The organism is Kitasatospora sp. GP30 (assembly GCF_029892145.1).
GTDB classification, from domain to species: domain Bacteria; phylum Actinomycetota; class Actinomycetes; order Streptomycetales; family Streptomycetaceae; genus Kitasatospora; species Kitasatospora acidiphila.
In genome coordinates, this window is the sequence record NZ_JARZAH010000011.1 from 22,274 (window position 1) to 33,673 (window position 11,400).

General features: G+C 72.0%; 11 protein-coding genes. 7 read left to right on the top strand and 4 right to left on the bottom strand.

Annotation, left to right across the window (positions count from 1 at the left end; translation table 11 throughout):
* Positions 1-253 precede the first annotated feature (253 nt).
* Positions 254-2,476 (bottom strand): catalase/peroxidase HPI, encoded by a 2,223-nt coding sequence (katG, locus tag P3T35_RS18260; protein ID WP_101382156.1) that lies wholly within the window; start codon positions 2,474-2,476, stop codon positions 254-256.
* Between the two features lie 202 nt (positions 2,477-2,678).
* Between katG and P3T35_RS18265 the strand changes: the two genes are divergently transcribed.
* The 4 genes from P3T35_RS18265 (at position 2,679) to P3T35_RS18280 (ending at position 6,733) form a co-directional block, all read left to right on the top strand.
* The gene (locus P3T35_RS18265) at positions 2,679-3,089 is read left to right on the top strand and encodes a Fur family transcriptional regulator (RefSeq protein ID WP_101382155.1); all 411 of its coding nucleotides are present in this window, start codon (positions 2,679-2,681) and stop codon (positions 3,087-3,089) included.
* Positions 3,090-3,243: 154 nt separating this feature from the next.
* On the top strand, positions 3,244-3,768 hold the full coding sequence (locus tag P3T35_RS18270) for a PadR family transcriptional regulator (RefSeq protein WP_101382154.1): 525 nt from the start codon (positions 3,244-3,246) through the stop codon (positions 3,766-3,768).
* Positions 3,765-4,454 (top strand): ABC transporter ATP-binding protein, encoded by a 690-nt coding sequence (locus P3T35_RS18275; RefSeq protein WP_101382153.1) that lies wholly within the window; start codon positions 3,765-3,767, stop codon positions 4,452-4,454. The genes P3T35_RS18270 and P3T35_RS18275 overlap by 4 nt, the downstream gene beginning before the upstream one ends.
* Positions 4,451-6,733, top strand: a complete 2,283-nt coding sequence (locus P3T35_RS18280) for an FtsX-like permease family protein (RefSeq protein WP_101382152.1) — start codon at positions 4,451-4,453, stop codon at positions 6,731-6,733. The genes P3T35_RS18275 and P3T35_RS18280 overlap by 4 nt, the downstream gene beginning before the upstream one ends.
* 57 nt (positions 6,734-6,790) lie before the next feature.
* On the opposite strand, the gene P3T35_RS18285 is transcribed toward P3T35_RS18280, so the two are convergent.
* Complete coding sequence (locus P3T35_RS18285; RefSeq protein WP_101382151.1) at positions 6,791-7,111, bottom strand: transcriptional regulator; 321 nt, start codon at positions 7,109-7,111, stop codon at positions 6,791-6,793.
* A complete protein-coding gene (locus P3T35_RS18290; RefSeq protein ID WP_101382150.1) occupies positions 7,108-7,563 on the bottom strand; it encodes a hypothetical protein in 456 nt (151 codons plus the stop codon). The genes P3T35_RS18285 and P3T35_RS18290 overlap by 4 nt, the downstream gene beginning before the upstream one ends.
* A 199-nt stretch (positions 7,564-7,762) precedes the next feature.
* On the opposite strand from P3T35_RS18290, the gene P3T35_RS18295 reads away from it, so the two are divergent.
* Positions 7,763-9,472, top strand: coding sequence for a ricin-type beta-trefoil lectin domain protein (locus tag P3T35_RS18295; RefSeq protein WP_280706810.1), 1,710 nt, complete (start codon positions 7,763-7,765; stop codon positions 9,470-9,472).
* Between the two features lie 64 nt (positions 9,473-9,536).
* Here the strand turns inward: P3T35_RS18295 and P3T35_RS18300 are convergent, their stop codons facing one another.
* Positions 9,537-10,505: a helix-turn-helix domain-containing protein gene (locus P3T35_RS18300; RefSeq protein ID WP_101382148.1), complete on the bottom strand. Its 969-nt coding sequence runs from the start codon at positions 10,503-10,505 to the stop codon at positions 9,537-9,539.
* A 93-nt stretch (positions 10,506-10,598) separates the two neighbouring features.
* On the opposite strand from P3T35_RS18300, the gene P3T35_RS18305 reads away from it, so the two are divergent.
* Positions 10,599-10,949, top strand: coding sequence for a hypothetical protein (locus P3T35_RS18305; RefSeq protein WP_101382147.1), 351 nt, complete (start codon positions 10,599-10,601; stop codon positions 10,947-10,949).
* Entirely contained in the window at positions 10,892-11,383 is a 492-nt protein-coding gene (locus P3T35_RS18310; protein WP_101382146.1) for a GNAT family N-acetyltransferase, read from the top strand. Before P3T35_RS18305 ends, P3T35_RS18310 begins: the two co-directional genes overlap by 58 nt.
* Positions 11,384-11,400: the final 17 nt, after the last annotated feature.

The window sequence follows — 11,400 nt, forward strand, 5'->3', positions numbered from 1 at the left end:
GAACCGTCAGCACCGGCTTCGCGGTAGGCATGCCACCGGGGGTGGAAGGGCTCCGAGCCGGAGCGGTGGGAGTACGAGATCACCAGCGGTGGCCGTGTCCGCTACCTGGTCAGCCCGGAGGCGTCGACCGTGATCCTGGGGTACGCGTCCCCTCGGCACCCGAAGGACACCGAGTAGCCGTCACCGCTGCATGCGCCGAGGGCGCCTCCGCCGGCCGTTGCCGGCCGGCGGAGGCGCCCTCGGGCGATCGGGCTCAGACCAGGTCGTAGCGGTCCAGGTCCATCACCTTGGCCCAGGCTGCGACGAAGTCGTTGACGAACTTGGCCTTGGCGTCGTCGCTCGCGTAGACCTCGGCGAGGGCACGGAGTTCGGAGTTGGAGCCGAAGACCAGGTCGGCGCGGGTGCCCGTCCACTTGACCTTGCCGGTTGCCGTGTCCCGGGCCTCGAAGGTGGCGGCGTCCTCGGAGGTCGCCGTCCACTCCGTGCCCAAGTCGAGCAGGTTGACGAAGAAGTCGTTGCTCAGGGTCCCCGGGTTCGCGGTGAGGACGCCGTGGGCGGACTGCTGGTGGTTGGCGCCGAGCACCCGCAGGCCGCCGACCAGGACGGTCAGCTCGGGGGCGGTCAGGGTCAGCAGGTTGGCCTTGTCGAGCAGCAGGAACTCGGCGGGGAGGCGGTTGCCCTTGCCGACCCAGTTGCGGAAGCCGTCGGAGGTGGGCTCCATGGCCGCGAACGACTCGGCCTCGGTCATCTCCTGGCTGGCGTCCGTGCGGCCCGGGTGGAACGGCACCTGGACGTCGAAGCCGCCGTCCTTGGCCGCCTTCTCGACACCGGCTGCGCCGGCGAGCACGATCAGGTCGGCCAGCGAGATCTTCTTGCCGCCGCTCTGCTCCGCGTTGAACGCGGCCTGGACGCCCTCCAGGGTGCGCAGCACACCGGCGAGCTGGTCGGGCTCGTTGACCTCCCAGCCGCGCTGCGGCTCCAGGCGGATCCGGGCGCCGTTGGCACCGCCGCGCTTGTCGCTGCCGCGGAACGAGGAGGCGGCGGCCCAGGCGGTGGTGACCAGCTGGGAGACGGTCAGGCCGGAGGCGAGGATCCGCTCCTTGAGGGCGGCGACGTCCGCGGCACCGACGAGCTCGTGGTCGACGGCCGGGACCGGGTCCTGCCAGAGCAGCGCCTCGCTGGGGACCTCGGGGCCGAGGTAGCGGGCGATCGGGCCCATGTCGCGGTGGGTGAGCTTGAACCAGGCGCGGGCGAAGGCGTCCGCGAGCTGGTCGGGGTTCTCCAGGAAGCGCCGCGAGATCGGCTCGTAGACCGGGTCCATGCGCAGCGACAGGTCGGTGGTGAGCATGGTCGGCGCGTGGCTCTTCGCCGGGTCGTGGGCGTCGGGGACGGTGCCCGCGCCCGCGCCGTTCTTCGGCTTCCACTGGAAGGCGCCGGCGGGGCTCTTGGTGAGCTCCCACTCGTAGCCGAACAGGGTCTCGAAGAAGCTGTTGTTCCAGGTGGTCGGGGTCGCGGTCCAGGCGCCCTCGAGGCCGCTGGTGATGGCGTCGCCGCCCTTGCCGGTGCCGAAGCCGCACTTCCAGCCGAGGCCCTGCTGCTCCAGCGGGGCGCCCTCGGGAGCCGGGCCGACCAGGTCGGCGGGGCCGGCGCCGTGGGTCTTGCCGAAGGTGTGGCCGCCGGCGATCAGCGCGACGGTCTCCTCGTCGTTCATGGCCATCCGGCGGAAGGTCTCGCGGATGTCGCGGGCCGCGGCGATCGGGTCCGGGTTGCCGTTGGGGCCCTCCGGGTTGACGTAGATCAGGCCCATCTGGACGGCGCCGAGCGGGTTCTCCAGCTCGCGGTCGCCGGTGTAGCGCTCATCGCCGAGCCAGGTGGTCTCGGGACCCCAGTAGACGTCCTCCTCCGGCTCCCAGACGTCCTCGCGGCCGCCGCCGTAGCCGAAGGTCGTGAAGCCCATCTCCTCCAGGGCGACGTTGCCGGCGAGGACCATCAGGTCGGCCCAGGACAGGCTGCGGCCGTACTTCTTCTTGATCGGCCAGAGCACCCGGCGGGCCTTGTCGAGGCTGGCGTTGTCCGGCCAGCTGTTGAGCGGGGCGAACCGCTGCTGGCCGGCGCCGGCGCCGCCGCGGCCGTCGCTGATCCGGTAGGTGCCCGCGCTGTGCCAGGCCATCCGGATGATCAGCGGGCCGTAGTTGCCGTAGTCGGCCGGCCAGAAGTCCTGGGAGGTGGTGAGGACCTCGGTGATGTCCCGCTTCACCGCGGGCAGGTCGAGGGCCTTGAACGCCTCGGCGTAGTCGAACTCCGCACCGAGCGGGTTCGCCTCGGCGGGGTTCTTGGCGAGGATCTTCAGGTTGAGCTGGTTGGGCCACCACTGGCGGTTGCCGCCGCCCTGCGTGGGGTGCGGGGCGCGCCCGTGCATGACCGGGCAGCCACCCGTGCCCTCCGTCTCCGCTACGGCGTCGTGGTTCTCAGACATGGGAATCCTTCCGGACCAGGTGGATGCGGGAATGTCTCGAAAGTGGTGGGTCTCTTACTGCTGCGTCTCTTGGCTATCTTCAGAACCGATCCTACGATGGACAGAGTCTAAGTCAAGACGCAACACACCCTCGGACCCGATCGGACCCCGGACGCCCATTGGTAAACTCGGGCATCCCCCGAACCTGAATAGGTGAACCCATATGAGCGACCTGCTGGAGCGACTGCGTGGGCGTGGCTGGCGGCTGACCTCCCAGCGGCGCGTCGTTGCGGAGGTCCTCGACGGCGACCACGTGCACCTCACCGCCGACGAGGTGCACGCCCGCGCGGCCCAGCGGCTGCCCGAGATCTCCCGCGCGACCGTCTACAACACGCTCGGCGAGCTGGTCTCGCTCGGCGAGGTCATCGAGGTCTCCACCGACGGCCGTGCCAAGCGCTACGACCCGAACGCGCACCAGCCGCACCAGCACCTGGTCTGCTCCGGCTGCGGTGCGATCCGCGACGTGCACCCGGTCGGCAACCCGCTGGCGGACCTCCCGGCGGACCAGCGGTTCGGGTTCACCGTCTCCGAGGTCGAGGTCACCTACCGCGGACTCTGCCCCTCCTGCTCCTGACGCCACACCAGTCAACGTAGCGGCCCGGGCCGGGGCACCCCCGGGAAAACCCGAAGTTCGCCGGATAAACCCCTCGGCCTGCTGAGGCATCGTCACCTCTGCCTGCGCCCAGGAGCGTTGACGTCGAGTAGATACTGAGTGTAGATACTCAGTCATGACAGTTCCCCTCGCGTTACTCGGGCTGCTGGAACGGGCTCCGAGCCACGGCTACGACCTCAAGCGCGACTACGACAGCCTCTTCGGCCGCGACAAGCCGCTGCCGCCCGGCCAGGTCTACTCGACCCTCGGGCGGCTCGCCCGGGACGGCAAGGTGGTGATGGACGAGGTCGGTCCCGGCACCGGCCCCGACCGCAAGAAGTACGTGATCACCGACACCGGCGCGGTCGAGCTGCACGACTGGCTCGCCGAGCCCGCCGACCCCGAACCGCACCTGCAGACCGTGCTGTTCACCAAGGTGGTCCTGGCGCTGCTGCTCGACCGCGACGCCGCCGGCTACCTCGACGCCCAGCGCCTGTCGCATATGCGCCGGATGCGCGAGCTCACCGAAGTGCGGCGCAGCGGGCCGCTGGTGGACCGGCTGCTGGCCGACCACGGCCTCTTCCACCTGGAAGCCGACCTGCGCTGGATCGACCAGACCGCGGCCCGGCTCGGCCAGCTCGCCGAGGAGGTGCGCGGATGACCGCCGTCGTCCTGGAGGCCCGCGGGCTGGAGCTGTCCTTCGGGCAGACGCCCGCCCTGCGCGGCGCCGACCTCACCGTCATGACCGGCGAGATCCTGGCGATCATGGGCCCCAGCGGCTCCGGCAAGTCGACCCTGCTGCACTGCCTGGCCGGCATCCTCACCCCCGACGCCGGGGAGATCCACTTCGCCGGGTGCCGCCTCGACACCATGCGCGAGGCGGAGCGCAGCGAGCTGCGCCGGGACCGGTTCGGATTCGTCTTCCAGTTCGGCCAGTTGGTGCCCGAGCTGACCGCCGAGGAGAACGTGGCGCTGCCGCTGCTGCTGGGCGGCCGCAAGCGGGCGGCCGCGCTCGCCGAGGCCCGGACCTGGTTCGGGCGGCTCGGGTTGGACGGCCTGGAGGCCCGCCGCTCCGGGGAGTTGTCCGGCGGTCAGGCCCAACGCGTCGCGCTGGCCAGGGCCATGGTCACCCGGCCGGACGTCATCTTCGCCGACGAGCCGACCGGCGCGCTGGACTCGCTCACCGGCGAGCAGGTGATGGACCTGCTGGTCTCCACTGCCCGCGAGCACGGCACCACGGTCGTGGTGGTCACCCACGAAGCCCGGGTGGCCGCTTGCGCGGACCGTGAAGTCATCGTCCGGGACGGCAAAGTGACCGGCCTCACCGCCGAACGGATGGCGTCGTGATCAGCCTCGGCGTCCGGTTGGCCATGGCCGGCGGTCGGGAGGCGCTGGCCAGGCTGATCGTGATCGCGTGCGCCGTCGCGGCCGGGGTCGGCCTGCTGCTCGGCATGCTGGCCGCGATCAACGGCGTGAACAGCCAGGACGGGCGCTACTCCTGGCTCAACAGCGCGCACTCCACCGACACCCCGCGCAGCGGTGTGGACCCACTCTGGTGGCAGCTCAGTGGCGACGCCTACCAGGGCAACCGGATCGGCCGGGTGGACGTGGCCGCCACCGGCGCCAACTCGCCGGTGCCGCCCGGGATTCCGAAGCTGCCCGCCCCCGGCGAGTACTACGCTTCGCCCGCACTCGCCAAGCTGCTGGCCGCCACTCCCAGCGACCAACTGGCCGACCGCTACCCCGGCCACCTGGTGGGCACCATCGGCTCAACCGCCCTGCCCGGCCCCGATTCACTGGTCATCGTGGTGGGCCGCACCCCGGCTGAAGTCCAGGCCGCGGACGGCTCGCACGAGATCACCTCGATCATGACCACCCCGTCGACCAACTGCGACGACTGCCCGGTCGGCCCCAAGGGCAGCTCGGTGATCCTGATGCTCTCGGTGACGGCCGGAGCGCTGATCTTCCCGGTGCTGATCCTGGTCGGCATGGCGACCCGGCTGTCCGCTGCCCGCCGGGAGTACCGGTTCGCGGCGATGCGGCTGGTCGGCGCCACCCCGCGGCAGGTCTCGATGCTCGCCACCACGGAGGCCGCGCTGGCCGCCGCGGTCGGCGTGGCGATCGGCTTCGCGGTCTTCGTACCGATCCGGCTGGCACTGGTGAAGATGAACTTCACCGGTACGCCGTTCTTCCTCGGCGACCTGTCGCTCAACCTCTGGGACGTGCTACTGGTCATCCTCGGAGTGCCGGTCGCGGCCGCCCTCGCGGCCGGGGTCGCGCTGGCCCGGGTGCGGGTTTCGCCGCTCGGGGTGGCCCGGCGCGTCACGCCCCCGCCGCCCAGGGCCTGGCGGCTGCTGCCGATGCTGCTGGGCGTCGCGGAGCTGGCGTTCTTCATCGGCCGACGGCCGCCCACCTCGGCCGGGCAGTCGATGGCGTTCACCCCCGGCATGGTGCTGGTCCTCGGCGGCCTGGTCTACGCCGGACCGTGGCTGACCATGGCGGGCGCGCGGCTGATGGTCGGGCGCAGCAGCGACCCGGCCGTGCTGATCGCCGGGCGCCGGCTGGCCGACGACCCCAAGGCCGGGTTCCGCTCGGTCGGCGGGCTGGTCCTGGCGCTCTGCGTCACCACCGGATCGGTCGCCGTCATCACCGCGATCACCGCCGAGCGCGGGCTGCCCAAGATCTACACCGCCAGTGCCAGTGCGACCATCGACCACACCGTGCTCGGCTCCTATATGACCGGGTGGGGGGACGACGGAAAGCCGACCGGCGCACAGAAGCCGCTACCGGCTTCGGTGGCGGCGCAGTTGCGAACGATTCCGGGGGTGACCGGGATGACCGTGATCCACACCGATCCGACCGGCACCACCGACCCCACGGAGCGCCAAGGGCCCGGCGAGCCGACGCGCCAGGGCGGGCTGGCCTCCTGCGAGCAGTTGGCCAGTACCCCGCTGTTCCACACCTGCGCGGCGGGCGCCCAGACCGCCACCACGGCGGCGACCTTCGACGGGTTCGGGATCGACATCGGAGGCAACTGGCCGCAGCAGTGGGCGACTTCCGCCGTGCCGGTCACGCAGCTGGATAGCCTGCCGGTGCTCGACGTGGTGGTCGGCACCAACGGCTCCGCCGCCACCGAGGAGCAGGTGCGGACCCTGCTGGAGGACACTTATCCCGGCCGCGCGATGTCCCCGTGGACGCTGAGCGAGTACCGCACCCAGGCACAGGGCCAGTTGAGCTCGTTCCAGCGGCTGGCCAACACGGTCACCATGGCCAGCCTGGTGGTCGCCGGGTGCAGCCTGGCGGTCGGCGTCGCCGGCGGGCTCAGCGAGCGCAGGCGGCCGTTCAGCCTGCTGCGGCTGACGGGCGTGCAGCTGAGGGTGCTGCGCCGGACGGTGCTGCTGGAGAGCGCGATGCCGCTGCTGGTGGTGTCGGCGGTGGCGATCGGCATGGGGTTCCTGGCGGCCGAGCTGTTCCTGAAAGCGCAGATGGACTACTCGGTGCGCTCGCCCGGTGCGTCGTACTACGTGATGGTGGTCGGCGGGCTGGCGGCATCGCTCGGGGTGATCGGGTCCACCCTGCCGCTGCTGCGGCGGATCACCGGCCCCGAGGCCGCGCGGAACGACTGAACCCCGCTGCAGGCCACGGCAGTTGGATGGGGACTGCCGTCGCCCGCACCGGCCTGCTCAGGCCTGCGGCGGCTGGGCCGCCGCGCGGGCCGCGCTGTCCACGATGGCCTGGAGCGCCGCCAGGTGGTCGGCCAGCGCGGTGCGGCCCGCCGGGGTGAGAGCCAGCCAGGTGCGCGGGCGCTTGCCGACGTACCCCTTGCGCACCTTGACGTAGCCGGCCTCCTCCAGCGCCGAGACGATCCGGCTGACGCTGGCGTCGGAGATCCCGCAGTAGTCGCGGACCGCGCCGAACTCGGCCTCGTGGCAACCGGAGAGGAAGCCGACCAGGGCGAGCCGGGTCGGGTGGTGGATGACCTCGTCGACTCTGGGGCCGCTCATGCGCGGATCGCCCGCGCGCGCTCCCGGGCGCTGTCGAACCACAGGTAGCCGCCGAGCACCAACCCCGAGACGACGGCACCGGTTTGCCAGCCGAACGGGATGGCGGTCAGCCAACTCGCGCCCCAGAGAGCCATGCTGACCAGATGGCCGCGCAGCCGCTCCTTCCGGTACGGGTGGTCCTTGGGCAGCACCAGCACCCCACCGGGCCGGGCCGCCGCCGTGTGCACGGCGATGAACGCCACCCCGGCGACGATGACCAGGACCCGCAGCCAGATCGCCGGATGGTCGGCGGCGAACACGAACGGCGCCGCGATGTAGGCGATGCCACCCAGGATCCCGCGGGCCGGCGGATACCAGGCCGGGGTCGGGCGGGGCGCGACGGCGGCGGCGCGCGCCTGGCGGTAGACGCCGAGCGCGGCGGCCGCGGCTGACGGGTCGTCGGAGACGGACATGGTTCCCCCTGGAATCGACACTGCGGCGCTGACTCCTTGTCAGCACGACATCTACTTTCGCGGTGCAAAAGTACTTTTGGCAAGCCGGGGTGATCTTTGCTCATTCCTGCTCGTTTTCACCGCCCTATTGACGCTAACGCGCAACAACGGTGCACTAGTCGCGCACAGGACCCCGTCCCCTCAACGGAAGGAGCTCGTCGTGCCCTCAGTACGCCGCACCCTCCACGTTCTGCTGACGTCCGCCTGCCTGGTCGCCGCACCGCTGCTGGTGAGCAGCCCGTCCTCGGCGGCGGCCGCCACTCAAACCGCTCACACCACTCCCACCACTCACACCCCCGCACTGGCCGCCACCCCGCCGATGGGCTGGAACGACTGGGCGCACTACCAGTGCGGCATCACCGAGCAGACCATCACCGGCAACGCCGACGCGTTGGTCAGCAGCGGCCTGGCCGCCAAGGGCTACACCACCGTCACCGTCGACGACTGCTGGATGGCGAGCAGCCGCGACGCAGGCGGCCACCTGGTCGCCGACCCGGTCAAGTTCCCGCACGGCATGGCCTGGCTGGGCAGCTATCTGCACAGCAGGGGCCTGAAGTTCGGCATCTACGAGGACGCCGGCTCCAGCACCTGCGGCGGCTACCCCGGCAGCGGCCGGCCCTCCGGCGGCGGCGCCGACCACTTCGCCGAGGACGCGGCCGACTTCGCCGCCTGGGGCGTGGACTACCTCAAGCTGGACGGCTGCAACGTCTACACCGCCACCGGCCAGACCCAGGAGCAGGCCTACCGCCAGGCCTATGACGCCGAGGCCACCGCCCTGGCGGGCAGTGGACGGGCGATCACCTTCTCGGAGTCGGCGCCCGCCTACTTCCAGAGCGGCGAGTGGGGCAACCCGAGCTGGTTCTCGGTACTGGGCTGGGTCGGCGGCGACGGCCAACTCTGGCGCGAGGGCTGGGACATCGCCACCTATGACGCGAGCAGCCCGAACGCCTCGCGGTGGAACTCGGTGCTGAGCAACTACGGCTACAACCGCTGGATCGGCCGCTACGCCAAGCCCGGCAACTGGAACGACCCCGACTTCCTGATCGCCGGCGACCCGGGGTTGAGCAACGACGAGGCCCGCAGCCAGGTCGCGCTCTGGTCGATGATGGCCGCGCCGATGATCCTCTCCTCCGACGTCGCCAACCTCTCCCCCGCCGGGCTCGCCGCCCTCGGCAACACCGACCTGATCGCGCTCGACCAGGACTCGCTGGGCAAGCAGGCCGGGGTGGTCGCTACCAACGGCTCAACCGACGTGCTGGCCAAGCCACTTGCCAACGGGGACCGGGCGGTCTCGGTGCTCAACCGGACGTCGGGTGCGCTGCCGGTGTCGGTCGCGCTGGCCTCGGTGGGCCTGCCGGGCTGCACGGTGAGCGCCAAGGACCTCTGGACCGGGGCGAGGTCGACGGTCTCCGGCTCGCTGACCGGCACCGTGCCGGCCCACGGCACCGCCGTCTGGCGGCTCACCCCGCACGGCTGCACCACCCCCGTCCCCACCGGCCAGTTGACCGGTAGCGGTGCCAAGTGCGCTGACGACTCCAACAGTTCGACGACCGACGGCAACCCGGTGATCCTCTACACCTGCACCGGCAACCCCAACCAGCAGTGGACCCTCCCGTCCGACGGCACCATCCGCACCCTCGGCAAGTGCCTCACCGCCTCCGGCACTTCGGCCGGTTCCTGGGCCACCCTGAACGGCTGCGGCACCACCGGCGGCCAGTCCTGGGCCGCCCGACCCGACGGCACCCTGGTCAACGCCGCCTCCGGCCTCTGCCTCGACGTCTACGGCGGCGGCACCGCCGACGCCACCCGCCTGGACACCTGGACCTGCGGCAGCCACCAGGCCAACCAGGCCTGGTCGCTGCCGGTCTGACGCACCACGCCCTGAACGCCGGCCGCGGGTGCCCCACCACCCGCGGCCGGCTCGCGCTCGGGGATCAGCGGGCGCCCCGCGCCAGGTCGCAGCCGAACGCCCGGCGGTAGGCCAGCGGTGTCGTCCCCACCCAGCGGCCGAAGTGGTGGCGCAGGGTGGCCGCGTTGCCGAAGCCGACGCGGGTGGCGACGGTCTCCACGGGGTGGTCGGTCTCCTCCAGGAGGCGCTGGGCGTAGAGGACGCGCTGGCCGATCAGCCAGCGCAGCGGGGTGGTGCCGGTCTCCTGGTGGAAGCGGCGGGCGAAGGTGCGGGGAGCCATGTGGGCGCGGGCGGCCAGCTGGTCCACGGTCCAGTCGCGGTCGAGTTCCTCGCGCATCCAGTCGAGGACCGTGCCGAAGGAGGTGGTGGACGGCCGGTCCGGGAGCGGGCGGTCGACGTACTGGGCCTGGCCGCCGTCCCGGTGCGCGGCCACCACCATGCGGCGGGCGATGCCCCGGGCCACCTCGGCGCCCTGGAGCTTGCGGACCAGGTGCAGACAGGCATCGATGCCGGCCGCCGTACCCGCCGAGGTGATCACCGGATCCTCGTCGACGTAGAGCACGTCCGGCTCGATGGTGGTCAGCGGGAAGCGCTCGGCCAGGTGGTCGGTGTAGCGCCAGTGGGTGGTGCTGCGCCGCCCGTCCAGCAGCCCGGCGGCGCCGAGCAGGAAGGCGCCGCTGCAGATCGAGAGCACCCGGGCGCCGCGCTCCACCACGTCCCGCAGGGCCATGCACAGCTCGGGCGGGTAGTCGGACTTGATCCCGACGGCCGTCACCACCACCAGGTCGGCGGTGGCCAGCCGCTCCACGCCGTGCGGCACGTCGATGCTGAAGCCGGCGTGGGTGCGCACCGCGCCGGGCCGGTCGGCGGCGATCGCGAAGTCGTAGACCGGTAGGCCCTGTTCACTCCGGTCCAGCCCGAACACCTCGCAGGCCACCCCGAGTTCGAAGGGGTGGACCTCCTCCAGCACGACCGCGACCACGTCTCGCAACATGCCCGGCAGCCTAGCGCGCCACTGGCAGCAATTCGACGGAGTATGGCGTTCCTGCCACTCGTGGGGCTCCGGAGCGGCCGGAAGAGTGGGGGCATGACCTCTTCCACGCTGGCGAGCGCACTCGCCGTACTCGGCCTGGTCACCGGGATCGGGCTGCTCGGCTACCTGGTCGGCCGCGATGTGGACCGCACCGCCCGGCTCGGCCGCGACAGCTGGCAGCGCCCGGGCGGCTATCCGGTCGACCCGGCCCGACCCGACCGCCTGCACGCTGCCCCGACGCCTGCGACTGCCGCCGCCGCCACCGCCACCGCCGGGCCACCCAACCCGGACCGGCTGCGCGGAACCCTCCCCGCCGCCTCTGACCTGCACTTTGGCACACTAGTCCGATGGACTTCCGCATCCGCCCCGCGACCGAAGCCGATCTGCGTCCCGCGGGCGAGGTGACCGTCGAGGCGTTCGTCGGAGACGGGCACGTCGACCCCGCCGGCCCGTATGTGAACCTGCTGCGTGACGCCGCCCGCCGCGCCGCCGAGGCCGAACTGCTGGTCGCCGTCGACGCCGTCGACCAGGTGCTCGGCTGCGTGACCTTCGCGGTCGGCGGCACGGAGTGGGCCGACATCGCCACTCCCGGGGAGGGCGAGATACGGATGCTCGCCACCGCGGCCGCCGCCCGGGGCCGCGGGGTCGGCGAGGCCCTGGTGCGCGCCGCGATGGCCCGCAGCAGGGAGCTCGGCCTGGCCGGCATGGCCTTCTCCACCCAGCCCCGGATGACCGCCGCCCACCGCGTTTACGAGCGGGTCGGCTTCCGCCGCACCCCCGAGCGCGACTGGCGGCCGGTGCCGGAGGTCGAGCTGTGGGTGTACACCATGCGGTTCTGAGCCCACCCCCGGGTCCC

Coding starts and splice junctions, on each gene's coding strand:
- P3T35_RS18290 (WP_101382150.1), bottom strand. CDS start 7,563: ATGTCCGTCTCCGACGACCCGTCAGCCGCGGCCGCCGCGCTCGGCGTC.
- P3T35_RS18275 (WP_101382153.1), top strand. CDS start 3,765: ATGACCGCCGTCGTCCTGGAGGCCCGCGGGCTGGAGCTGTCCTTCGGG.
- P3T35_RS18285 (WP_101382151.1), bottom strand. CDS start 7,111: ATGAGCGGCCCCAGAGTCGACGAGGTCATCCACCACCCGACCCGGCTC.
- P3T35_RS18270 (WP_101382154.1), top strand. CDS start 3,244: ATGACAGTTCCCCTCGCGTTACTCGGGCTGCTGGAACGGGCTCCGAGC.
- katG (WP_101382156.1), bottom strand. CDS start 2,476: ATGTCTGAGAACCACGACGCCGTAGCGGAGACGGAGGGCACGGGTGGC.
- P3T35_RS18310 (WP_101382146.1), top strand. CDS start 10,892: ATGGACTTCCGCATCCGCCCCGCGACCGAAGCCGATCTGCGTCCCGCG.
- P3T35_RS18300 (WP_101382148.1), bottom strand. CDS start 10,505: ATGTTGCGAGACGTGGTCGCGGTCGTGCTGGAGGAGGTCCACCCCTTC.
- P3T35_RS18265 (WP_101382155.1), top strand. CDS start 2,679: ATGAGCGACCTGCTGGAGCGACTGCGTGGGCGTGGCTGGCGGCTGACC.
- P3T35_RS18305 (WP_101382147.1), top strand. CDS start 10,599: ATGACCTCTTCCACGCTGGCGAGCGCACTCGCCGTACTCGGCCTGGTC.